Source organism: Arthrobacter rhamnosi, assembly GCF_054510855.1.
In genome coordinates this window covers 383,709-406,288 of sequence record NZ_JBTNDT010000002.1, presented here as the reverse complement: position 1 = coordinate 406,288, position 22,580 = coordinate 383,709, and the positions used below count along the sequence as shown (strand labels likewise).

Below are 22,580 nucleotides of genomic sequence, written 5' to 3'. Positions count from 1 at the left end.
CGCTCCCGGTTCGACGCCACTACTATGCCCACCGGCAGACAGTGCGGCCTCTGTTCGGCCGCCGGTCCCTTCATATCCTCCGAGGAAGACTCCGTGAAACTACGCCTCTTCCCGCAGGAGAACGCTGGGCTCGAACTGCTCTCCCGCATGGCCCGGCAGCTCGTGCTCGGCGTCGGGACGATGTCCGCGATCCTCGGCGCGTCCACCGAGGAGTACGACCGCCTCTCCGAGGAACTGCACCAGCACGAATCGGCGTCGACGGACCTGCACTTCGCCCTCCTGACGTCCATGCGGACCTCCTTCATCAACCCGCTCCCGCGCGAGGACCTCTACGTGCTCTCCCGGCTGCTCAACGAGGCGATCGAGAAGCTCGACGGCGCCGGAGAGCTCATCGCCCTGTATCGACTGAGCAAGCTGAGCCAACGGGCGGCCGACCAGCTCGAGGTCATCAACCGGCAGGCCGAGCTGACGGCCGTCGCCATGCAGCGGCTGACGTCGATGGAGGACCTCGAGGAGTACTGGATCGAGATCCTGCGCCTGGCACGGCGTGCCGAGCGCACGCACCGCAGCTGGTGCGCCGAACTCCTGAACGACCACAAGCCCCTCGTCTACGCGCGGCACCGCGACGTGGCGAACCAGCTCGTCGACGTCACCAAGGACATTCGGAGGGTCGCCACCCAGGTGGGCAGCATCCTCGTCAAGGAATCGTAGGTGGAGCCCCTCCTCCTCGGTATGGTGGTCGTCATCGCCGGTGGCTTCGCCTTCCTCAACGGCTTCCACGACGTCTCGAACTCCGTGGCCACAGCGGTGCGGACGCGAGCACTGACGCCGACCATCGCCGTCCTGCTCGCCGCGCTGTTCAACCTCGTGGGCGCGCTGCTCAGCACGTCGCTGGCGCTCTTCTTCACCGATGCCGGGATCGGCCTCCCGCCCGGGTCGACGGGGCTGGGGATCCTCGTCTCCGCGCTGCTCTCCGCCTGCCTCTGGAGCCTCGTCACCTGGTACCGCGGCAAGCCGTCGTCGTCGACCCACGCGCTGCTGGGCGGGATCATCGGGGCCGGCGCGGCCTCGCAGCTGACCAACGGCCCTGCGATGAGCGGCGCGGGGGAAACCCTCCTGCTGCAGATCGGGCTGCCGCTCGTCCTCTCGCCGGTCGTCGCCTACCTCCTGGCGTACGCCGCGGTGTTCCCGGCGACGTGGCTGCTGCGCCACGGTTCTCCGACGAGGGTCAACCGGGGGAACCGCATGGCGCAGTCGGTGCTGGCGGGTGCCTTCGCCCTCGGCCACGGGCTCCAGGACGGTCAGCGGACCATGGCGGTCATCCTGCTCGCCCTCGTGGGTTCGGGCTACGCGGTGGGATCCGGCATACCCCTCTGGGTCCAGGTGTTCGCCGCCGTCCTGCTGGCCACCGGATCCCTGTTCGGCGGCTGGCGCATCACGCACACCCTGGGCAACCGGCTGGTGCACATCGACCCCCTGCGCGGCATGACCGCCCAGGGCGTGAGCTCCGTGATGCTGTTCGTCGGCGCCATCTCCCTGCACTTCCCGCTGTCGAGCACGCACACCATGACGTCCGCGATCGTCGGGGCCGGGGCCAACCAGCGGTTCGCCTCCGTCCAGCGGCCGCGGGTGGCGCGTATCCTCGCCGTCTGGCTCGGCACCGCGCCGCTGACCGCACTGGTGGGAGCGGTCTTCTTCCTGGCGCTGAGCCCGCTGCTGTAGCCGTCGGGGGCCTCGGCCTTCCGCTGAGGGGGTGCCGCCGCGCCGGGTGCCCAGAGCCGGGGCGGCGGTCGGCCGGGTGGGGGCCGCCGCGCCGGGTTCACCCCCGTCCACCGTCAGATGCTCCGGAAACGACGACGGCGGCCCCCCTCCGGGAGCCGCCGTCATCATGCCGCCCGTTCCGGCGGCGCGGGAGCAGGTGCCTATCCGAAGCGGCCGGAGACGTAGTCCTCGGTCGCCTTCTGCGCGGGCTTGTTGAAGATCGTGGTGGTGTCGCCGTACTCGATGAGCTTGCCCGGCTTGCCCGTACCGGCGATGTTGAAGAACGCCGTCTTGTCCGAGACGCGTGCCGCCTGCTGCATGTTGTGCGTCACGATCACCACGGTGTACTCGGCCTTCAGCTCGTTGATGAGGTCCTCGATGGCCAGTGTGGAGATGGGGTCCAGGGCGGAGCAGGGCTCGTCCATCAGGATCACCTGCGGGGACACCGCGATGGCGCGGGCAATGCAGAGGCGCTGCTGCTGGCCGCCGGAGAGGCCCGAGCCGGGGCGTCCGAGGCGGTCCTTCACCTCGTTCCACAGGTTCGCGCCGCGGAGGGACCGCTCGACGAGGTCGTCGCCGTCGGACCTGCTCATCCGCTTGTTGTTGAGCTTGACGCCGGCCAGCACGTTGTCGCGGATGGACATCGTGGGGAACGGGTTGGGCCGCTGGAAGACCATGCCGATCTGGCCGCGCACGGTGACGGGGTCCACGGCGTCGGCGTACAGGTTGTCGCCGTCGAGCAGCACCTCACCCTCGACGCGTGCACCGGGGATGACCTCGTGCATGCGGTTGAGCGTGCGGAGGAACGTGGACTTGCCGCAGCCCGACGGACCGATGAACGCGGTCACGGAGCGGGCTTCGATATTGATGTTCACGTCCTCCACGGCAAGGAACTTGCTGTAGTAGACGTTCAGGTCCTTGACGTCGATTCGCTTGGACATTGCTTCCTTATGGGTCGTTACCGCGGATGGTCAGCGGCTGGTCTTGGGGGCGAAGATGCGGGCGACGAGGCGGGCGACCAGGTTGAGCAGCATCACCATGAGGATCAGCAGGAGCGCTGCGGCCCAGGCGCGCTGGGTACTCGGATCCGGCGACGTCGGGGAGGTCGGGGTGAGGATCTGGTAATAGATGAAGGTGGGGAGGGTGCTCATCCACCCGCTGAAGACGTTCCAGTTGATGGAGCTCGCGAATCCCGCCGTCACCAGAATAGGTGCGGTCTCACCGATGACGCGCGCGATGGACAGGGTTACGCCAGAGGCGATACCCGAGATCGCCGTCGGGATGACCACCTTCGTGATGGTGCGCCACTTGCGCACCCCGAGCGCGTAGGACGCCTCGCGGAGTTCGTTCGGCACGATCTTCAGCATCTCCTCCGTGGAACGCACCACCACGGGGATCATGAGCACGGACAGCGCGACGGCCGCCACGAAGCCGGTGCGGGTCCCGGGGCCGAACAGCAGGGCGAACAGGGCCGCGGCGAACAGGCCCGCGACGATCGAGGGGATACCCGTCATCACGTCCACGAAGAAGGTGATGGCCTTGGTGAGGCCCTTCCCCGAGCCGTACTCCACGAGGTAGACGGCCGTGAGCAGGCCGATCGGCACGGAGATCAGCGTGGCCCACAGGGTGATCTGGAGCGTGCCGAGCACCGCGTGGTACGCACCGCCCAGGACCGGAGTTCCACCCTCGACCGCCTCGTTGTCCACGGCTCCCGTCACGCCGTTCATCGAGGTGAAGAGGAAGTTGTAGCTCAGCCCCGGCACCCCGCGCTCCAGGACGGTCCAGAGCACCGACACGAGGGGAAGCAGTGCGATCAGGAAGGCGCCGTAGACGAGGAACGTGACGAGCCGGTCCTTGGCCTTCCGCTCGCCTTCGGCGACGGCGGTGACCAGGGTGGCCGCGAGGACGAAGACGACGGCGGTGATGATGGCCCAGCCGACGACGCTGAAGCCGATCAGGGAGGCCAGTGCGGCCCCGAGGACCACGGAGGCCGCCAGGACGACCCACACGGCGTACGAGGGGAGGCGTCCTCGCGTGAGGTGGGACTGGCGACGCTGAAGCGTCTGGTGCGCTGACATCTAGTTCGCTCCCGAGAATTCTTTGTGCCGGGTGATGATGAAGCGGGCGATCATGTTGACGGCCAGCGTGATGACGAAGAGCACGAGGCCGGCCGCGATCAGCTCATTGAGCCGGAGGCCGAAGGCCTCCGGGAAGTTCAGTGCGATCTCGGCGGCGATGGTCTGGTTGCCGGACTTCACGAGGCTCGCGACGAGCGCGCCGGGCGAGAGGACCAGCGCCACCGCCATGGTCTCCCCCAGGGCGCGGCCGAGGCCGAGCATCGTCGCGCTGATGATTCCCGGCCGGGCGAAGGGCAGGACCGCCATGCGGACCATCTCCCACCGCGTGGCTCCCATCGCGAGCGCGGCTTCCTCGTGGAGGTTGGGCGTCTGCAGGAAGATCTCCCTGCTGAGCGAGGTGATGATCGGGATCACCATGACCGCGAGGACGATGCCGGCGGTGAGGATGGTCTTGCCGGTCTGACTGGCGGGGCCGGCGAAGATCGGGATCCAGCCGAGGTTCTCGGCGAGCCAGGTGTACACCCGGGCGAGCTGCGGCGCGAGGATGATGTAGCCCCATGCGCCGTAGATGACCGAGGGGATGGCCGCGAGCAGGTCGACGACGTACCCGAAGGCCCTCGCCAGCCTGCGCGGCGCGTAATGCGAGATGAAGAGCGCGACGGCGATACCGATGGGCGTCGCGATCAGCAGCGCGATGGCGGCCGCGACGACCGTGCCGATGACGATCGGCAGGATGTAGGGGACGAAGCCGTTGCCGCCGGTGACCTCGGTGGGGTCGGCGGTGAAGATCGGCGCAGCCTGTACGAGCAGGAACAGTGCGACGCTGAAGAGGACGGCCAGGATCAGGATGCCGGCGGCCAGGGAGATGCCGGAGAAGATCTTGTCGCCTGCGCGGCCTCGATCTGCCGACGCTTTCAGCGAGCTGGTCGACGCTTTCAGCGAGTTGGTTGACACGTCTTTGCCTTCCAGGCGGTCGATTTCAGGTGCAGGATCGGCCCGGGTGCCGGGCCGACAGGGAAGGTCACTGCTCATTCAGCCGTGAACGGCGGACGGTCCCGTCCGGTCTCCATTAGACCAGACGGGACCGGTGGGCCTTCGCTAGGAGGCGACCTTGATGGAGTCGATGGCCGTCTGTGCCTTCTCGCGCAGGGCCTCCGACAGCGGGGCGTTCCCGGCAGAAGCCTCGGCCTCTGCCTGGCCGTCCTCGCTGATCACGTAGGAGCCGAACGCCTTCACGAGGTCGACGGTCTCCTGGCTGTCATAGGTGGTGCAGTAGATGTGGTAGCTGACCAGGACGACGGGGTAGGCGCCGGATTCGGTGGTGTCGCGCTCGAGGTCGAGAGCCATGTCGACCTCTGGGCGTCCCTCCACCGGCGTCGCCACGTCGACAGCCTTGGCTGCGGCGTCCGAGCTGATCTCGGTGTACTCCTCGCCCACCTTGACCTTGGCCTTGCCGAGGTCTCCGACCGCGGAGGCGTCCGCATAGGTGATGGCGCCGTCGGTCGAGGTGACCGTCTGGACGACACCCGAGGTGCCCTTGGCGTTCTCGGACTCGAGCTCGGCCGGCCAGGCGCCCGCAGCCTCGTAGGTCCAGTCCTCGGGGGCCGCAGCGGCGAGGTACTCGGTGAAGTTCTCGGTGGTGCCGGACTCGTCCGAGCGGTGCACGACGGTGATCGCGGTGTCGGGGAGCTCGACGCCCTCGTTCTGGGAGGCGATCGCGGGATCGTTCCAGGTGGTGATCTCCTTCTTGAAGATCTGCGCGATGGTGGGAGCGTCGAGGTTCAGTTCGGTGACGCCTTCGAGGTTGAAGGCGATCGCGATCGGGGAGATGTAGACCGGGACGTCGATCGCACCCTCGGGACCGCAGACCTCCTGGGCCTGGGTCAGCTCGTCGTCCTTCAGGTAGGCGTCCGAGCCGGCGAACTGGGCGCCGCCGCTCAGGAAGGCCTTGCGGCCGGCACCGGATCCGTCGGGCGAGTACTGCACCATGGCGCCCTGGTTGGCGGCTTCGAAGCCGGCCTTCCAGGCTTCCATCGCCGAGTTCTGCGCGGACGAGCCGATGCCGGTGAGGGTCCCCGTCACCGCGGAGCCTGCAGCGGAGGATGCGCCTCCGGTCGCCGCGGGCTGACCCGTGGCATTGTCGGAACCACACGCGGTCAGCGCCAGCGCAGCTACGGAGATAACTGCCGCAGCGCGGCCAAAGCGAAGAGCCTTCACTAAATTTTGCCCCTTCCAGGGATGCGTTCATCGGTGCGCGAGAGGCACTCGGGAGAGATGTACACGTTCCTGTACACGTTCCACGCTAGGTACCGCAGGTGAAGAGAGTGGCCGAGGGACATGAACGGAAGGTGAACAGCGCAGGACCATTGGCCCGCGGCACCCGTGGCCGCTGGCGGAAAAGACGAAAGTCACCTCCCCCCTCACCTCCTAGACTGGGAGCATGCCGCCGCGCCAGGGAGTGTCCGCAACCCTCGCCTTCCTGCGCAAGCGCTCCCGCATCGGTTTCAAGCGCAGTTCGAACTCCGTCGTCAATGCCGTGCAGATGACGGTGTGCGCCGTCGGCGCCTACGCCTTCGCCGAGGAGGTCCTCGGGCACAGCGGCCCGCTGTTCGCGGCGACGTCGTCGATGATCTCCCTGGGCTTCTCGAGGGACCCGCGGCTTCGGCGCGTCCTCGAGGTGGCGATCGGCTGCACCCTCGGCATCTCGGTGGGAGACCTCCTGCTCACCTTCTTCGGCACGGGGCTCTGGCAGGCCGCCGTCGTGCTGTTCGTCTCGATCCTGCTGGCCCGCTTCCTGGACAGCGGCACCATCTTCACCACGCAGCTCGGACTGCAGTCCCTGCTCGTGGTCCTGCTCCCGGCGCCGCAGGGCGGGCCGTTCACGCGCAGCGTCGACGCCGTCGTGGGCGGGCTCTTCGCGCTCGTGATCACCGTGCTGCTGCCCCGCGATCCACGACGCGAGCCGAAGACGAACGTCCGGGGCCTGCTGGGCGAACTGTCCGGCGTCCTCCGTGACAGCGCCTCGGCACTCCGCCAGAGTGATTCCACGCTGGCGTGGCACGCCCTGGTTCGCGCACGGAACTCCCAGTCCCGGCTCGACGCCCTCACGGGCAGCATGAGAGCCGCGCAGGAGGTCGCCCGGATCTCGCCCGCCTACCGGCGCCACCGCGACGAGCTCGGCTCCCTGCGGAGCGCCGTGGAATCCATCGACCTGGCCATCCGCAACAGCCGTGTCTTCTCCCGTCGCCTGACGTCCGCCATCAACCACGCGGCCCTCACGGACGAGGCGATCGAGAGCCTCGGCCAGTCGCTCGAGGACACGGCCGACGCCGCGGATGCGCTCAGCCGGGCGCTGTCCGCCGGAGACTCCGCCGAGCGTCGCCTCAACCTGCGTCAGGCACGCAATGAACTCGCTGCCGTCGCCACCGACCTCCACCCCGAGACCCTCGACATCGGAGGCCTTGAGGGTGAGGGGCTCGTGCTCCTCCTGCGCCCCCTCGTGGTGGACCTCCTCGAGGCCACGGGCCTCTCCCACGAGGACGCCGCCGGATACCTCCCCCGGCTCTGACGACGGCGACCGGCTGTGTCGGTGCCCGCCGGTAGCCTGAAGGAATGGCCACGAAGACCTCCCCTGCCGCGCGCTCGGCACGCAACAACGCTCCGAACTACCGCTGTGCGGAATGCGGCTGGACGACGGCGAAGTGGGTAGGGCGCTGCGGTGAATGCCAGGCCTGGGGCACCGTCGAGGAGACAGGCCAGGTGATCGCACGCACCACGGCCGCCACCGCAGTCACCACCCCAGCCCGGCGGATCGCCGAGGTCGACGCCACACTGTCCGGATTCCAGCCCACGAAGATCGATGAGCTGGACCGCGTGCTCGGCGGCGGACTGGTGCCCGGGGCCGTGATCCTGCTGGCCGGCGAGCCCGGCGTCGGCAAGTCGACGCTCCTGCTCGACGTCGCCGCGCGGGTCGCGCGCCTGGGCAAGGATGTCCTGTACGTCACGGGTGAGGAGTCCGCAGCCCAGGTGAAGCTCCGCGCGGACCGGATCGACGCCGTCGCCGATTCCCTGTACCTCAGCGCGGAGACGGATCTGGGCCAGGCCCTCGGCCAGGTCGAGAAGATCGATCCTGCACTGCTGATCGTCGACTCCGTCCAGACGCTCAGCAGTGCGGCGGTCGATGGAAGCGCCGGCGGTGTCACGCAGGTCCGGGAGGTCGCGGCGTCGATCATCGGGGCGGCGAAGGCACGGGGCATGACCACCCTGCTCGTCGGGCACGTCACCAAGGACGGCTCCATCGCCGGCCCCCGGCTGCTCGAGCACCTCGTCGACGTCGTCTGCCAGTTCGAGGGTGAGCGTCACTCACGCCTCCGCCTGCTGCGGGCCGTGAAGAACCGGTACGGCCCGACGGACGAGGTGGGATGCTTCGACCTGACGGACGGGGGCATCGAGGGACTCGCAGACCCCAGCGGCCTCTTCGTGTCCCGCACCAAGGACCCCGTGTCGGGAACCTGCATCACGGTGACGCTCGAGGGCCGTCGCCCACTGCTCGCCGAGGTCCAGGCGCTGCTGGCGGAGTCCCCCAACTCGCAGCCGAGGCGGGCGACGAGTGGCCTCGACAGCTCCCGCGTCGCCATGTTGCTCGCGGTGCTGCAGAGCCGTGCCTCGGTCAGCGTGAACAAGGACGACAGCTATGTGGCGACGGTGGGGGGCGTCCGCCTGACCGAGCCCGCCACGGACCTCGCCGTCGCCCTCGCCATCGCCTCCGCGAAGACCGACCATCCCCTGCCGGCCCGGCTCATCGCGTTCGGGGAGGTGGGCCTCGCCGGGGAGGTGCGTCCCGTCCCCGGCATCGGACGGCGCATCCAGGAGGCGGAGCGGCTCGGGTTCACGCACGCGATCGTCCCCGCCTCCCCCGGCGGCACAGGTCCTGTGCCGAAGGGATTCTCGGTGCGGGAGGTATCCACCCTCGCGGAGGCGCTGGCCCTGCTGTTCTAGGCGCTGCTGATCCGGGTGCACTCGGGGCAGCACCGGTCCACGACGGGGACCGGTGCGGAGGATTTCGCGCACGCCAGTAGTATTATGTTCGGCTGCGCGGCTAGAGGCGCCGCCACCGACCACCGTCCGAGACTCGACGGCGGCCGCCCGACTGCGCCGGGCCTTCAACAGCGCGGGCGGTGAAAGGATAGGCCCATGGTTCGTAGTCCGGAGGACTCACTCAAAGCCACCCTTGCCAGAGTAGCCCCAGGAACACACCTGCGCGACGGTCTTGAGCGAATCCTGAGGGGACGCACAGGTGCGTTGATCGTGCTCGGCTTCGACCGCACGGTGGATTCCATCTGCTCGGGCGGCTTCGACATCGGCATCGAGTTCTCACCCACGCGGCTGCGCGAACTGGCGAAGATGGACGGCGCGATCGTGTGCGACAAGGATGCGAGCCGCATCCTCCGCGCCGCCGTGCAGCTCGTGCCCGACCACACCATCGAGACGCAGGAATCGGGCACCCGGCACCGCACCGCCGAGCGCGTCGCGAAGCAGACCGGCCTCCCCGTGATCAGCGTCAGCCAGTCCATGCAGATCATCGCCCTCTACATCGACGGGCTGCGGCATGTCCTGGAAGGTTCCGAACCGGTGCTCGCACGCGCCAACCAGGCCCTCGCCACGCTCGAGCGCTACCGGGCTCGACTCGACCAGGTCACGAACTCGCTCTCGGCCCTCGAGATCGAGGCCATGGTCACCATCCGGGATGTCGCCGTCACACTGCAGCGCCAGGAGATGGTCCGCAGGATCTCGGAGGAGATCTCGCAGTATGTGCTGGAACTCGGCGTCGACGGCCGCCTGCTGTCCCTCCAGGTGGAGGAGCTCACCACGGGCCTCGGACCGGGCAGCGAGATGGTGCTGCGGGACTACATGAACCTCGGGTCCAGCACCGCGTCGCTCGACGAGCGGGTAGCGACCCTGCAGGGCTTCAGTTCGGCGGACCTCATCGACCTCGGAACCATCGCGAGCGTCCTGGGCTTCAATCCGTCCGTGGACTCGCTGGAGGCTGTCATCCAGCCGAAGGGCTACCGCCTGCTGTCCGGCATCAAGGCCGTACCACCTGCCGTCGCCAACCGGTTGGTGGACCACTTCGACGGGCTGCAGAACCTCATGGCCGCGAACATCGACGACCTGATGGCGGTGGACGGGATCGGCGAGCAACGTGCCCGGACCGTCCGTGAGGGGCTCTCCCGGATCGCCGAGACCAGCCTCCTCGACCGCTTCATGTGAGCTCCGGGCGGTGCACCGCCTCCGCCGGCCGGACGGTGCTCCCACGGCACACAGGGCTGCGACCTTCGCGGGCATGCAGCGGCGGGGACGCGGCTGCGGCCTACTGCAGCGTGAAGTCCACGGGGCTGCTGCTCCTGGCGCCGAGCCGGGTGGTCAGGGCATACGTCCCGGGCCCGGGGTCCTCCGCCACGGCGCAGCCCGGGGCCGTCCGGTTGCGGGACCATTCGAAGGTCGCGCGTTCCTCGCCGCCCGGCTCGATCGTGCGCTCGAGGTCCTGCGAGTCGTGCTGGCAGTCGGTGGAGGAGAACACGCGCTCGTCGGCGCTGGTCAGCACGAACTCCATCTGGGACGTACCCACATTCACCGTGCAGGCCTCCGGCCCCTCGTTGCGGACCACGAGGGACAGGACAGGATCCTCTCCCGGCCCGTAGCTCTGCCTGTCGGTCTCGGCGGAGACCACGACGCTCGCCGGATCACAGCCGTCGTCCGATGCGGAGGGCGACGCGGAGGGCGACGGGGAACGTGAAGCGGAGGTGGCGCCCGGCGAGGGAACCGGTGATGTGGAAGGCGCCGTGGATGGCGTCGGGCTCGAGGCGGCCGGGCTGGTGGTCGCGGAGGAACCGGCTTCGGGCGTGGGCGGTTCGCCCGCCGCAGCATCGGCGCCCTTCCCGAGCACGCCGGCCAGGACGAGGCCCGTGATGGCGAGGGCCGCGATCACCAGGAGCGCGAGGATGGTCACCGCCAGGCGCCTCCGGCGGTAGACCGCAGGGCTGTGCCCCCGCCTGCTGCCCGTGCGCCTGCCCGTTCCGCGATCGCCCGTGGATGCCATCCATCAAGGGTAGGGAAGGCCCCCGCATTACTCCGGCCACCACGCCGGTGGATAGAGTATTCCCGACGATGACTCAGGAGCACCCATGATCCCCGGCAACGGACCTACGACGGATCCCTCGCGCCCTGCCGGTGCTGCCCGGGACGCCGGTGCTGCCGGTGCTTCCCGGGACGCAGGGAGGCTCGACGGACTCCATGCCCGGATGGCGGACTGGTTCGCCGGGACGGCGCGGGACCTGCCCTGGCGCGATGCCGACTGCTCACCGTGGGGCATCCTCGTCAGCGAGGTCATGCTCCAGCAGACCCCGGTGGTCCGCGTCCTGCCGGTGTGGCGTGAGTGGCTCGAACGATGGCCCTCCCCCGCCCACCTCGCCGCAGAGCCCTCGGGTGCCGCCGTCCGGCACTGGGGCCGCCTCGGCTATCCCCGCCGGGCCCTCCGCCTGCATGCCGCGGCCACCGCCATGGTCGCGGACCATGGCGGCGCCGTGCCGACCACCTACGACGAGTTGCTGTCCCTGCCGGGGGTCGGCACCTATACGGCTGCCGCGGTGGCCGCTTTCGCGTTTGGGCGGCGTGAGACCGTCGTCGACACCAACATCCGCCGCGTGCATGCCCGCGCCTTCGGTGGGAGCGCGCTCCCGGCCCCGGCGCTGACGGCCGCGGAGATGAAGCGCGCCAGGGAACTCCTGCCCGCCGAGAACACCCTGTCGGTGCAGTGGAATGCAGCAGTGATGGAACTGGGAGCCGTGATCTGCACCGCCCGGTCCCCGCTCTGCGACGCCTGCCCCATCCTCGACGCGTGTTCCTGGGTCGCGGCGGGACGGCCTGCTCCCGACTACGTCCCCAAGGGGCAGTCGTGGGCGGGCACGGACCGGCAGGTGCGCGGCGCGATCGTCGCCGTATTGCGTGATGCCGAGATGCCCGTCCCGCGATCCATCCTCCTGGAGTCCCCGGTGGACCTCAGCATGGGCGTGCCGGCCGCCCCGGGTCAGGCGCTGCGTCCGGCCGCCCTGGCCACGCTGCATGGCCTGCAGGCGCCGGCCGAGCAACTGGAACGCGCCCTGGCCGGGCTCCTGGCCGACGGCCTGGCCGAGGACGCCGACGGGGGCATCCGCCTGCCGGGCTAGAACCTGCCCGTCAGGCAGGCTCGCCGAAGCCCGATTCGACCGCCTGCCCGATGAAGTCCACCGCTGCCTGAGCGTCCGGGCCGCTCGCCTCGGCCGTGACCGTGCGGCCCTGACCGAGCCCGAGGCTCATGAGCAGCATCACCGACTTTCCGTCGACGCCGTTCACCGTGACGTCCGCGTCGAGGTCCGCCAGTCCGGTGGCGAGCGTGGCCGCGGGCCGCGCATGCAGCCCCATCTGGTTGGGCAGCGTCCAGGAACCGCTGGCCGTCCGGCCCCCGGGCGATGGGCCGGGAGCCGCATCGCTCCCCGGAGCCGCTGCCGCGTGGCTGACGAAGGGCTCGAGTTCCTCGGGCCGGATGGAGACGACGGCGGCCTCGGCTGCCCGGACCACCTCGTCCAGGGAGGATCCTCCCTGGGCCTGGACGGCGGCCGCGACCGCGCCCTCCACGAGTGCGGCCTGGGCGAGGCGGACGGACGCGCGCTCGTCGGGATCGAGGAACTCGAGCACCATCTCGGCGGTCATGACGGCCGAGCCGAGATCGGTCAGGACCACGACGCCGTCGCCTCCGGACGCCTGCTGGATGCCTGCCTGTACGCGGTCGAAGCTCGTGCCGATGCGTACCGGGCCTCCGCTGTCCTCCGCTCCCCCGGCGGCGACGAGGACGACGTCGGGCGCCATCTGCGCGGCGAGTTCGACGACGCCCTCCGCGATCTTCGCGCTGTGCGACACGATGACCAGGCCGACGCTCATACGATGCCCTCTCCCGCGGCCTCCGCAGCGGCCTGGAGGATCAGGGCGGTCGACACGGCCCCGGGATCCTGGTGGCCCGCGCTGCGTTCACCCAGGTAACTCGCCCTGCCCTTGCGGGCGATCAGGGGCTCGGTGGCCACCGCTCCCGCGTGGGCCGCAGTGGCCGCGGCGGCGAGTACCTCGGGCGGGGTCGCTCCGGCCTGCGCCGCGGTCTCGGCCGACTCGGTAGCCGGTGTCCAGGCGTCCACCATGGTCTTGTCGCCGACCTCGGCCTTGCCGCGGGCCACGATGCCGTCACGGGCGGCCCTGATCATCCCGGCCGCTGCGGCCGCGTCGATCTCGCCGGTGTCACCGAGCGAGGTCGCCGCACGCAGGAACGCCGTCCCGTACAACGGACCGGCAGCACCCCCCACGGTGGACATCAGGGTCATGGCGACCTGCTTGAGCACGGCCGCCGGAGTGGCGGGAGCATCACCGGAGTCGAGCTTGGCGACGACGGCGCTGAAGCCCCGGTCCAGGTTTTCGCCGTGGTCGGCGTCGCCGATGACCCTGTCGAGTTCGATCAGGAGGGCACGGTTCTCGGCCACCACGCGGGCGGTCTCCTGCACCCACCGGAGGGCCCACTGCGTATCGAGGGCAGCGGCCATGCTCATGCCCCCCAGCGCAGGGCTGCCGTACGGACGGGTGCGTCCCACAGTTCCAGCATCTCGTCGTCGACGCGCAGGATGGTCAGCGACGCGCCCTGCATCTCGAGGGCGGTGATGTAGTTACCCACGAGGGACCTCTCGATCGTGACGCCGAGGCCCTCGAGCAGTTGTGCGACCTTCCGGAACACGATGTACAGCTCACTGGCGGGAGTCCCGCCCATGCCGTTGACCATCACGAGTGTCCTGTCCCCGGCGGTCAGCCTGAGATCGGCGACGATCGGCTGAAGCAGCCGCTGCGTGATGCCGTCGGCGTCCTCCATGGCGATCCGGTGCCGACCGGGCTCCCCGTGGATGCCGATGCCGATCTCGATCTCGTCCTCGGCCAGGTCGAAGCTGGGGACCCCGGCGTGCGGAACGGTGCACGCGGCCAGGGCCACACCCATGGAGCGCACGCTGTCCACGACGCGCTGGGCGACGGACGCAACGCCGTCCAGGTCGTCGCCGCGTTCTGCTGCGGCGCCGGCTATGCGCTCCACGAAGACCGTTCCGCCGACGCCGCGCCTGCCCGCCGTGTACAGCGAGTCCTCGACGGCGACGTCGTCATCGACGAGCACGGACCGCACGGTGACGCCCTCCGCTTCGGCCATTTCCGCGGCCGTCTCGAAGTTGAGGACGTCACCGGTGTAGTTCTTGACGATGTGCAGGACGCCCGCGCCGCCGTCGACGGCCGTGGTGGCGGGGATGATCTGGTCCGGCGTCGGAGAGGTGAAGACGGCGCCCGGCACCGCCGCGTCGAGCATCCCGAGTCCCACGAAGCCCGCGTGGAGAGGTTCATGGCCGCTTCCACCCCCGGACACGAGGCCCACCTTGCCCTGCACTGGAGCATCCCTGCGGGTGACGAACAGGGGGTCCGGATGGACGGTGACGATGTCGGCGTGGGCGATCCCGAATCCTTCGACGGACTCGCTGACCACGGCCTTGGGGTCATTGATGAGCTTCTTCACGGCGACTGCTCCTTGACTGGGAACGGACATCTGACAGCCTGCAGCCCGTCCCTCGTGGACCACCCCGGCCACTGGACACGTTACCGTCCGTTCCTGCCGCTGCCTATAGGCCGGAGGCAGCCCCGGCGCAGGTCGACGACCGGCCGGAGGACCGGCCCCAGGACCCGACCCGGAGACCGCTGGAGGGCGGTTCCGGCGGACCGGTTAAACGCCCGAGGGAGGGCCCCCGGCAGGGTGCCCTCCCTCGGATCGCCGGGCCGCACGATCAACCGTGCGGCCCGGATGGATCAGCGTCCCTTGAACGCATCCTTGATGTTCTCGCCGGCATCCTTGAGGCTCGAGCTGGCCTGGTCCTTGTGGCCTTCGGCTTCGAGGTTCTCGTCCCCGCTCGCCTTGCCGAGACCTTCCTTGATCTTTCCGCCCAGGCCTTCGCTCTTGTTCCCGATCTTGTCATCCAGTCCCATGATGCGGACCTCCTTCGACTCGGTGTACAGCCACCGGTTCCGGTGGCCTGCCAGCATCTCGAACGCGATGCTAAGTAGTCTTACTATATGCACGGAGGCCTGCCGATTGCCAGCCTGCGGCGGGAGGGTCTTCAGAGCCGCCGGATCATCCGCGTATTGCCGAGGGTGTTGGGCTTGACCCGGGCCAGGTCCAGGAACTCGGCGATACCCTCGTCGTGGGACCGGAGGAGCTCGGAATAGGTCTGGGGGTCGACGGCGGACTGGTCGGCCATGACCTCGAAGCCGTGGCGCCGGAAGAAATCGACCTCGAACGTCAGGCAGAAGACCCTGCTCACGCCGAAAGCCCGCGCCTCCTCGAGGAGTTCCTCCACGAGCGCGTGGCCCACGCCGTGGCCGCGGGCTGCGGGTGAGGTCGCGAGGGTGCGCACCTCCGCGAGGTCCTCCCAGATGATGTGCAGCGCCCCGCAACCGAGCACCTCACCGCCGTCGGACTCCGCGATGCGGAACTCCGGGAGACCCTCGTAGTAGGCCACCGTCTCCTTCGCGATCAGGATGCGCTCCTCGGCGAGCGGCGCGACGAGCGACTTGATGGCGGGGACGTCCGCGGTACGTGCGGGACGGATGGTGAAGGGCAGCGTCATTCGACCCACTCTACAAACCACCGCCCCGCCCGTGCCTACAGGCCCAGCTCCGACGGGAGTTCGCGCTCCTCCCCGAGGACGTGGGAGGCGAGGAAGGCCTCGACGACCCCGTACCAGATCCGGGCGTGCTGGGGCTTGAGGATCCAGTGGTTCTCGTCCGGGAAGTACAGGAACCGGTGGGGCGTCCGGCCCTCGTCGTCGGCCGGGAGCTTCGACGCGGAGAGCAGCTCGTACCAGAGCCGCAGCCCCTCGCCGATCGGGACGCGGTAGTCCTTGTCCCCGTGGATGACGAGCATCGGTGTGCTGATGTTCGCCACGTGGTGGTGCGGGGAGTTCTCGCTCATCATCTCCGGCGTCATCTCCCGCTCCCAGTAGTACGCGACGTCGGTCGTGGGCCCGAACTGGTCCAGTGCCCACAGGCTCGCGTGCGTGACGATCGCCGCGAAGCGGTCGGTGTGCCCGGCGACCCAGTTCGCCATGTAGCCGCCGAAGCTGCCACCCATGGCGGCGACGCGGGTCCTGTCGATGTCGTCCCGTGCCATCAGGCCGTCGGTGGCGGCCATGAGGTCGGTGTAGGGGGCGCCGCCCCACTGGCCCCACCCGCGGTCCACCATGTGCTGGCCGTATCCCGTGGACAGCGCGGGATCGGGCAGGAGGACGGCGTAGCCCCGGGCTGCCATGATCCAGGGCGACCAGCGCCACGTCCAGGCGTTCCACGAACCGATGGGGCCGCCGTGGATCCACAGCAGCGCCGGGACCGGGGCGTCGGCCGAGGCGCCGTCGGGCAGCACGAGCCAGGACCTCACCGGCTGGCCGTCGTCCCCCGCCGACTCCACGCGTTCGAGCGAACCGGGGAGCTCGGGGCGTTCCGCCGGGTTGGGGAGCCGCTCGGTGGCTCCGGAGGCGAGGTCGATCCGGACGACCTCGGGCGGGAACAGGTAGGAGCTGCGGAGGGCGTACGCACTCCTGCCGTCCGGGGACACCCGGACGTCCGTGTAGGCCGCGCCATCCGCCGTCACACGGCGCACGGCACCGGTGGCGACGTCGATCACGAACACGGGGGCGGACCCGTCGTCATCCGCGGTGACCACGAGGGCCGAGCCGTCGGGCAGCCATGCGGCAGGAGACGGCCAGCGATCCCACTCCCCGGCGAGTTCGGAGGGATCGCCCCCCTCGAGGGGAAGCAGCAGCAGGCTCGTGCGGGGTGCGAGGTCGGCCCTGGTGCGCCGGTCCCTGATCACCGCGAGGTACCGGCCGTCCGGGCTCACGGGACCGGGCGCGTAGTCGTTCCCGCGGTCGTCCAGCAGGATGACGGATTCCTTCGTGGCGACGTCGACCCGCACGAGCACCGTGCGCTGGGAGCCGCGCTCCTCCGGAACCGTGAGGGAGGTGAAGAGCGCGGAACCGTCGGGGCTGAGGACGGGGTGGGCATCCCGGAGGCCGCCGCGCGCGGAGGGGACGAGGTCCGTGAGCGACCGGTCGCCGTCCTCGCCGAGGTCCTGCAGCCCGAAGTACCGCGGCTCCTCCGGCCCGAGGTCGGCGTCCCAGTACCGGACCGGATAGCCCGAGTGGAGGACCGCGGCGACGCCCGTCTCCTTGCGTGTCTTGCGGCGCTCGGCGTCGTCCTCCTCGTCCGCCGAACCGGCCAGGACGGCCGCGGTGACCACGACGACGTCGGCCGCCTCCGCGGTGGCCACCCCTGCCACACCGCCCTCGCGCGTCAGGAGCAGCGAGGCCTCACCGCCGGACGCGGGCAGGCGCCACAGGGCCGGGCGCTTCTCGCCGTCGGCGTCGTCCGGGTCGGGACGCGCCGAGGTGAAGAGCAGGTCCCCGCTCGGGAGGAACGCCGCGCCGGACTCGCCCTCGGAACTGCGGGTCAGACGGCGGGCGGGCTGCCCGCCGGTCGGGTCGACCTCCCACAGCGCCGTCTGGTACGCGGTCTTCTTGGGGTCGAGGGTGGCGACGGACGTGACGAGGCGGGTGCCCTCCCGGTTGAGGACGAGCCCGCCGAGGCGGGGCAGGGCGACGAAATCCTCGAGGGAGGAGAAGGGGGTGGTCATGCGTCATCTCTACCACCGCGGAGGGGCACCGTTCCACCTTTCGGGGGAATCCCGTTGCCGGGGGCACCGATTCTCCTGCTCCCGTGAAACGAGGGAACCCGCCCTGGTGACCAGGACGGGTTCCGTCGTAGCTCAGATGCTGCTGGTACTACTCCAGGACGGTGGCCTCGAGCGCGGCCGGAGCGTCCTCGATCTCCTTGGGGGCGCCGTGTCCCACGAAGGTGAAGCGTGCATCCACGCCCTCGCCCTCGACGTCCACATCGACGCGCTCTCCCGACTTCAGCTCGCCGAAGAGGATCTTCTCCGAGAGCTGGTCCTCGATCTCGCGCTGGATGGTGCGGCGCAGCGGCCGCGCTCCCATCGCGGGATCGTAGCCGCGGGTCGCAAGGAGCACCTTGGCCGCGGGGGTGAGCTCGATCGTCATGCCCTTGTCCGCCATGCGGCGGCTGAGACGCTCGAGGAACAGGTCCACGATCTGGACGATCTCGTCCTGCGTGAGCTGCGGGAACACCACGGTGTCATCGACACGGTTGAGGAACTCGGGCCGGAAGTGCTGCTTGAGCTCCTCCTGCACCTTCGCCTTCATCCGGTTGTAGCTCGTCTGGGTGTCGGTGCCGGACTGGAAGCCCGTCATGACGCCCTTCGAGATGTCGCGGGTTCCGAGGTTGGTGGTCATGATGATCACCGTGTTCTTGAAGTCCACCATGCGGCCCTGGCTGTCCGTCAGGCGGCCGTCCTCGAGGATCTGCAGGAGCGAGTTGAAGAGGTCGGCGTGTGCCTTCTCCACCTCGTCGAACAGCACCACGGAGAACGGCTTGCGGCGGACCTTCTCGGTGAGCTGTCCGCCCTCCTCGTAGCCCACGTAGCCCGGAGGGGCACCGAAGAGCCGCGAGACGGTGTGCTTCTCGGAGTACTCGGACATGTCGAGGGTGATGAGGGCGTCCTCTTCACCGAACAGGAACTCGGCGAGTGCCTTGGCGAGCTCCGTCTTACCGACACCGGTGGGACCGGCGAAGATGAAGGAACCACCGGGACGCTTCGGGTCCTTGAGGCCGGCCCGCGTGCGGCGGATCGCCTGCGAGATCGCCTTGATGGCCTCGTTCTGTCCGATGACGCGCTTGTGCAGTTCTGCTTCCATGTTGAGCAGTCGCGAGGATTCCGCCTCGGTCAGCTTGAACACGGGGATGCCGGTCGAGTTGGCGAGCACCTCGGCGATGAGTTCCTCATCGACCTCCGCGATCTCGTCCAGCCCGCCGGACTTCCAGCGGCGCTCCTTGTCGCTGCGCTCGTCGTGGAGCTTCTGCTCCTTGTCGCGCAGCGCCGCAGCACCCTCGAAGTCCTGGGAGTCGATGGCCGACTCCTTCTCGCGCTTGACGTCCGCGATGCGCTCGTCGATCTCCTTGAGCTCCGGCGGCGCGGTCATCCGGCGGATGCGCAGGCGCGCTCCCGCCTCGTCGACGAGGTCGATCGCCTTGTCCGGCAGGAAGCGGTCCGAGATGTAGCGATCCGCCAGCGTCGCCGCGCTGGACAGGGCGCCGTCGGTGATCGAGACGCGGTGGTGCGCCTCGTAGCGGTCGCGCAGGCCCTTGAGGATCTCGATCGCGTGCGCCACGGAGGGCTCGGCGACCTGGATCGGCTGGAAACGGCGCTCCAGCGCGGCGTCCTTCTCGATGTGCTTGCGGTACTCGTCCAGGGTGGTGGCACCGATGGTCTGGAGTTCACCGCGGGCGAGCATGGGCTTCAGGATCGACGCTGCATCGATGGCGCCCTCGGCGGCACCTGCGCCGACGAGGGTGTGGATCTCATCGATGAACAGGATGATGTCGCCACGGGTGCGGATCTCCTTGAGGACCTTCTTCAGGCGCTCCTCGAAGTCACCGCGGTAGCGGGAGCCTGCGACGAGGGACCCGAGGTCCAGCGTGTACAGCTGCTTGTCCTTGATGGTCTCAGGGACGTCGCCGCGCACGATCGCCTGGGCCAGGCCTTCGACGACGGCGGTCTTGCCGACCCCGGGCTCACCGATCAGGACAGGGTTGTTCTTGGTGCGGCGGGAGAGGACCTGCATGACGCGTTCCATCTCCTTCTCGCGCCCGATGACGGGATCGAGTTTCGACTCACGCGCCGCCTGCGTCAGGTTCCGGCCGAACTGGTCCAGCACGACGGAGCCCGCGGGAGTGCCCTCCTGCTGGGGGCCGCCGGTCGCTGCCGGCTCCTTGCCCTGGTAGCCGGACAGCAGCTGGATGACCTGCTGGCGGACACGGTTGAGGTCTGCGCCGAGCTTCACGAGGACCTGCGCGGCGACGCCCTCACCCTCGCGGATGAGACCGAGCAGGATGTGCTCGGTACCGATGTAGTTGTGGCCGAGCTGGAGTGCTTCCCGCAGGGAGAGCTCCAGTACCTTCTTGGCCCGGGGGGTGAAGGGGATGTGGCCGGACGGGGCCTGCTGGCCCTGCCCGATGATCTCCTGAACCTGTTCCCTCACGGCACCCAGCGAGATGCTGAGCGACTCCAGGGCCTTTGCGGCAACACCCTCGCCCTCGTGGATCAGGCCAAGCAGGATGTGCTCGGTGCCGATGTAATTGTGGTTGAGCATGCGGGCCTCTTCCTGGGCCAGCACAACAACTCGACGGGCACGATCTGTAAATCTCTCAAACATGAGACACACACTCCTAGCTAACGCGTATTTCGATGCTACGGGTACGGGATGTGCTTTGGGTGCGTGTTCGCCACAGGCGAGATAACGCCGAAGGGCTTCCCCTCCGGCGCCGCCCGGGGGTGGTCAGCGCTGTGCGGCGCGGTATGCCTCGACGATTTCGCTGTTGACACGGCCGCGGGAGGAGACGTTGTAGCCGTTCTCCTTGGCCCACTCGCGGATCTGCGCGGCTTCCTGGTTGCGGGCCGGGGCCGGGGCGCTGGGGCGCTGCTGCTTCGAGGAGTTGCTGCGGCGGGCTGCGCCGACGTATTCGGCGAGGGCGGAGCGGAGTTCCGAGGCGTGCTCCTCGGAGAGGTCGATCTCGTATTGCACGCCGTCGAGGCCGAAGCGCACCGTCTCGTCGGCTTCTTCGCCGTCGATGTCGTCGATGAGAATGATCTTTACCTTCTGCGCCACAATGCTCTCCTAATTGGTTCCTCGATATCAATGCCCCTGAAATGAGTATGGGCCACTATTCAATCGAGGTCAAAGAAGGGCATTTCTATCCGGGGTCGATTTCCTGGTCGTCATTCTTTTCCCGCGTCGCCTCGCGGTTCCGCGCGTCCTCGGCGTCCTGCATTTCCTCCGCGCGCGCCATGGCCTCGCGCTCCGCGCGGTCCGCATTGAATATGGCCTTGATCACGAAGTAGAAAATCACCGCCAAGCAGGCTGATGGTAGGAGGACCGCAACATATTCCACGGCTACTGCCCCGCTTCGGGCTTGAGAATGGGGAAGAGGATGGACTCGCGAATTCCGACGTTCGTGAAAAGCATCACGAGGCGGTCGATTCCGAGTCCGATACCGCCCATGGGAGGCGCTCCGTATTCGAGTGCCCGGAGGAAGTCCTCGTCCAATTGCATGGCTTCGTCGTCACCGGCGGCCGCCTGGCGGGACTGCTGGGTCAGGCGCTCGCGCTGGATGACGGGGTCGATGAGCTCGGAGAAGGCGGTGCCGCGCTCCATGCCTCCGATGATGAGGTCCCAGGCTTCGATCAGTCGCGGATCGTCGCGGTGCGGCCGAGCCAGCGGCTGGGCGGAGGGCGGGTAGTCGTAGACGAACGTCGGCTGGATGAGCGTGGGTTCCACGATCTCCGAGAACAGCTCGAGCACCACCTTCTCGGCACCCCAGGCCGGGTCGAGCGAGACCTCGTGACGCTCCGCGATCGAGCGGAGGTCCTCGAGGCTCGTCTCCGGGGTGACGTCCTGCCCCACGGCGGCGGACAGCCCCGGGTAGACACCGAGCCACGCCCATTCACCGTCGAGGTCGATGGTGCCCTTCGCGGTCTCGATCGTGCGCGAGCCCAGGAGATCGGCGCACGCGAGGATCATCTCCTTCATGCGGTCCGCCATGACGAACTGGTCGGCGTAGGCCTCGTAGCACTCGAGCATGGTGAATTCGGGGCTGTGGGTGGAGTCGACGCCCTCGTTGCGGAAGATGCGCCCGATCTCGTACACGCGGTCGATCCCGCCGACGACGGCCCGCTTCAGGTACAGCTCCAGGGCGATCCGGAGGGTCATCTTCTGGTCGAACGCGTTGAGGTGCGTCTCGAAGGGACGGGCCGTCGCACCGCCGTGGATCAGCTGCAGGATCGGCGTCTCCACCTCGATGTAGTCGCGGCGGTTCAGTGTCTCGCGGAGGGTACGGGTGATCGCGGCGCGCGTGCGCACCATCTGGCGGGCTTCCTCGCGCACCATCAGGTCGACGTAGCGCTGGCGCACGCGCGTCTCCTCGTTGACGCCCGCGTGCAGGGTGGGCAGCGGCCGGAGGGCCTTCGACGCCATGGTCCAGGAGTCGGCCATCACGGAGAGTTCCCCGCGGCGGGAGCTGATGACCTCGCCGTGCACCTGCACGTGGTCGCCTAGGTCCACGAGCGACTTCCACTCGGCGAGGCTGTCGGCGCCGATCTCGGCGAGGCTGAGCATGACCTGGAGCCGCGTGCCGTTCCCCTCCTGCAGCGTGGCGAAGCACAGCTTCCCCGAGTTGCGGATGAAGACCACACGGCCCACGACGGCGACCTGCCGGCCGCTCGACTCCCCCGTTTCGAGGTCCGCGAACTGCTCCCGGACCTCCGCGAGCGAGTGTGTCCGCTCCGGCTTGACCGGATACGCCTCCGTCCCGGCGTCGAGCAGGGCTGCGCGCTTCTGCAGCCGGAAGCGCATCTGCTCGTTGAGGTCGTCCGCGGGGAGGGTTTCGTCGTGAGTCACGGAAGACAAGTTTACGGCCCCCTGCCGGGCCCGCGGTGTCGGCCGGCGGCGG

The 22,580-nt window shown here is 69.0% G+C and carries 21 protein-coding genes; 6 read left to right on the top strand and 15 right to left on the bottom strand.

From position 1 onward, the window contains the following. Positions 1-93 precede the first annotated feature (93 nt). Together ACX80I_RS06280 and ACX80I_RS06275 are read left to right on the top strand one after the other, a co-directional pair. Positions 94-711 carry a DUF47 domain-containing protein gene (locus tag ACX80I_RS06280; RefSeq protein WP_459344260.1) on the top strand — a complete coding sequence of 206 codons (618 nt, stop codon included), beginning with the start codon at positions 94-96 and terminating at the stop codon, positions 709-711. Then, positions 712-1,722: an inorganic phosphate transporter gene (locus ACX80I_RS06275; RefSeq protein ID WP_459344259.1), complete on the top strand. Its 1,011-nt coding sequence runs from the start codon at positions 712-714 to the stop codon at positions 1,720-1,722. It begins immediately after the preceding gene. Between the two features lie 200 nt (positions 1,723-1,922). On the opposite strand, the gene pstB is transcribed toward ACX80I_RS06275, so the two are convergent. The 4 genes from pstB to pstS form a co-directional block, all read right to left on the bottom strand. Beyond that, positions 1,923-2,702, bottom strand: a complete 780-nt coding sequence (gene pstB, locus ACX80I_RS06270) for a phosphate ABC transporter ATP-binding protein PstB (protein ID WP_459344258.1) — start codon at positions 2,700-2,702, stop codon at positions 1,923-1,925. 30 nt (positions 2,703-2,732) lie between these two features. Further along, entirely contained in the window at positions 2,733-3,839 is a 1,107-nt protein-coding gene (pstA, locus tag ACX80I_RS06265; RefSeq protein WP_459344257.1) for a phosphate ABC transporter permease PstA, read from the bottom strand. Then, positions 3,840-4,793 carry a phosphate ABC transporter permease subunit PstC gene (gene pstC, locus ACX80I_RS06260; RefSeq protein WP_459344256.1) on the bottom strand — a complete coding sequence of 318 codons (954 nt, stop codon included), beginning with the start codon at positions 4,791-4,793 and terminating at the stop codon, positions 3,840-3,842. It lies immediately after the preceding gene. Positions 4,794-4,937: 144 nt separating this feature from the next. After that, positions 4,938-6,056 carry a phosphate ABC transporter substrate-binding protein PstS gene (gene pstS / locus ACX80I_RS06255; RefSeq protein ID WP_459344255.1) on the bottom strand — a complete coding sequence of 373 codons (1,119 nt, stop codon included), beginning with the start codon at positions 6,054-6,056 and terminating at the stop codon, positions 4,938-4,940. Positions 6,057-6,279: 223 nt separating this feature from the next. On the opposite strand from pstS, the gene ACX80I_RS06250 reads away from it, so the two are divergent. From ACX80I_RS06250 to disA, 3 genes are all read left to right on the top strand, one after another. Continuing rightward, on the top strand, positions 6,280-7,407 hold the full coding sequence (locus ACX80I_RS06250) for an FUSC family protein (protein ID WP_459344254.1): 1,128 nt from the start codon (positions 6,280-6,282) through the stop codon (positions 7,405-7,407). Between the two features lie 44 nt (positions 7,408-7,451). After that, complete coding sequence (radA, locus tag ACX80I_RS06245; RefSeq protein ID WP_459344253.1) at positions 7,452-8,837, top strand: DNA repair protein RadA; 1,386 nt, start codon at positions 7,452-7,454, stop codon at positions 8,835-8,837. A gap of 195 nt (positions 8,838-9,032) precedes the next feature. Next, on the top strand, positions 9,033-10,109 hold the full coding sequence (disA, locus tag ACX80I_RS06240; protein ID WP_459313151.1) for a DNA integrity scanning diadenylate cyclase DisA: 1,077 nt from the start codon (positions 9,033-9,035) through the stop codon (positions 10,107-10,109). A gap of 100 nt (positions 10,110-10,209) precedes the next feature. Here the strand turns inward: disA and ACX80I_RS06235 are convergent, their stop codons facing one another. Next, the gene (locus ACX80I_RS06235) at positions 10,210-10,938 is read right to left on the bottom strand and encodes a hypothetical protein (protein ID WP_459344252.1); all 729 of its coding nucleotides are present in this window, start codon (positions 10,936-10,938) and stop codon (positions 10,210-10,212) included. Positions 10,939-11,140: 202 nt separating this feature from the next. On the opposite strand from ACX80I_RS06235, the gene ACX80I_RS06230 reads away from it, so the two are divergent. After that, complete coding sequence (locus tag ACX80I_RS06230; RefSeq protein WP_459344342.1) at positions 11,141-12,064, top strand: iron-sulfur binding domain-containing protein; 924 nt, start codon at positions 11,141-11,143, stop codon at positions 12,062-12,064. A 10-nt stretch (positions 12,065-12,074) separates the two neighbouring features. Here the strand turns inward: ACX80I_RS06230 and dhaM are convergent, their stop codons facing one another. The 10 genes from dhaM to lysS all read right to left on the bottom strand — a co-directional run bounded on the left by dhaM (position 12,075) and on the right by lysS (position 22,528). Further along, positions 12,075-12,815 carry a dihydroxyacetone kinase phosphoryl donor subunit DhaM gene (gene dhaM, locus ACX80I_RS06225; RefSeq protein ID WP_459344251.1) on the bottom strand — a complete coding sequence of 247 codons (741 nt, stop codon included), beginning with the start codon at positions 12,813-12,815 and terminating at the stop codon, positions 12,075-12,077. Beyond that, positions 12,812-13,462 carry a dihydroxyacetone kinase subunit DhaL gene (dhaL, locus tag ACX80I_RS06220; protein WP_459344341.1) on the bottom strand — a complete coding sequence of 217 codons (651 nt, stop codon included), beginning with the start codon at positions 13,460-13,462 and terminating at the stop codon, positions 12,812-12,814. Before dhaL ends, dhaM begins: the two co-directional genes overlap by 4 nt. Before the next feature lie 2 nt (positions 13,463-13,464). Next, entirely contained in the window at positions 13,465-14,466 is a 1,002-nt protein-coding gene (dhaK, locus tag ACX80I_RS06215) for a dihydroxyacetone kinase subunit DhaK (RefSeq protein WP_459344250.1), read from the bottom strand. 287 nt (positions 14,467-14,753) lie between these two features. Further along, on the bottom strand, positions 14,754-14,930 hold the full coding sequence (locus ACX80I_RS06210) for a CsbD family protein (protein WP_459344249.1): 177 nt from the start codon (positions 14,928-14,930) through the stop codon (positions 14,754-14,756). Positions 14,931-15,061: 131 nt separating this feature from the next. Then, the gene (locus ACX80I_RS06205; protein ID WP_459344248.1) at positions 15,062-15,571 is read right to left on the bottom strand and encodes an amino-acid N-acetyltransferase; all 510 of its coding nucleotides are present in this window, start codon (positions 15,569-15,571) and stop codon (positions 15,062-15,064) included. Between the two features lie 35 nt (positions 15,572-15,606). Then, positions 15,607-17,631, bottom strand: coding sequence for a S9 family peptidase (locus ACX80I_RS06200; RefSeq protein WP_459344247.1), 2,025 nt, complete (start codon positions 17,629-17,631; stop codon positions 15,607-15,609). Positions 17,632-17,779: 148 nt separating this feature from the next. After that, positions 17,780-20,287 (bottom strand): ATP-dependent Clp protease ATP-binding subunit, encoded by a 2,508-nt coding sequence (locus tag ACX80I_RS06195; protein WP_459344246.1) that lies wholly within the window; start codon positions 20,285-20,287, stop codon positions 17,780-17,782. A 123-nt stretch (positions 20,288-20,410) separates the two neighbouring features. Beyond that, positions 20,411-20,740: a histone-like nucleoid-structuring protein Lsr2 gene (locus tag ACX80I_RS06190; RefSeq protein WP_459344245.1), complete on the bottom strand. Its 330-nt coding sequence runs from the start codon at positions 20,738-20,740 to the stop codon at positions 20,411-20,413. Positions 20,741-20,825: 85 nt separating this feature from the next. Next, positions 20,826-20,987 (bottom strand): hypothetical protein, encoded by a 162-nt coding sequence (locus ACX80I_RS06185; protein WP_363321910.1) that lies wholly within the window; start codon positions 20,985-20,987, stop codon positions 20,826-20,828. A 38-nt stretch (positions 20,988-21,025) separates the two neighbouring features. Then, entirely contained in the window at positions 21,026-22,528 is a 1,503-nt protein-coding gene (gene lysS / locus ACX80I_RS06180; protein ID WP_459344244.1) for a lysine--tRNA ligase, read from the bottom strand. Positions 22,529-22,580: the final 52 nt, after the last annotated feature.

Bases quoted from the DNA above. Each gene is read 5' to 3' on its own strand.
- pstB (WP_459344258.1), bottom strand. From the start codon at position 2,702: ATGTCCAAGCGAATCGACGTCAAGGACCTGAACGTCTACTACAGCAAG.
- pstA (WP_459344257.1), bottom strand. From the start codon at position 3,839: ATGTCAGCGCACCAGACGCTTCAGCGTCGCCAGTCCCACCTCACGCGA.
- ACX80I_RS06250 (WP_459344254.1), top strand. From the start codon at position 6,280: ATGCCGCCGCGCCAGGGAGTGTCCGCAACCCTCGCCTTCCTGCGCAAG.
- radA (WP_459344253.1), top strand. From the start codon at position 7,452: ATGGCCACGAAGACCTCCCCTGCCGCGCGCTCGGCACGCAACAACGCT.
- disA (WP_459313151.1), top strand. From the start codon at position 9,033: ATGGTTCGTAGTCCGGAGGACTCACTCAAAGCCACCCTTGCCAGAGTA.
- ACX80I_RS06235 (WP_459344252.1), bottom strand. From the start codon at position 10,938: ATGGCATCCACGGGCGATCGCGGAACGGGCAGGCGCACGGGCAGCAGG.
- ACX80I_RS06230 (WP_459344342.1), top strand. From the start codon at position 11,141: ATGGCGGACTGGTTCGCCGGGACGGCGCGGGACCTGCCCTGGCGCGAT.
- dhaM (WP_459344251.1), bottom strand. From the start codon at position 12,815: ATGAGCGTCGGCCTGGTCATCGTGTCGCACAGCGCGAAGATCGCGGAG.
- dhaL (WP_459344341.1), bottom strand. From the start codon at position 13,462: ATGGCCGCTGCCCTCGATACGCAGTGGGCCCTCCGGTGGGTGCAGGAG.
- ACX80I_RS06210 (WP_459344249.1), bottom strand. From the start codon at position 14,930: ATGGGACTGGATGACAAGATCGGGAACAAGAGCGAAGGCCTGGGCGGA.
- ACX80I_RS06205 (WP_459344248.1), bottom strand. From the start codon at position 15,571: ATGACGCTGCCCTTCACCATCCGTCCCGCACGTACCGCGGACGTCCCC.
- ACX80I_RS06200 (WP_459344247.1), bottom strand. From the start codon at position 17,631: ATGACCACCCCCTTCTCCTCCCTCGAGGATTTCGTCGCCCTGCCCCGC.
- ACX80I_RS06195 (WP_459344246.1), bottom strand. From the start codon at position 20,287: ATGTTTGAGAGATTTACAGATCGTGCCCGTCGAGTTGTTGTGCTGGCC.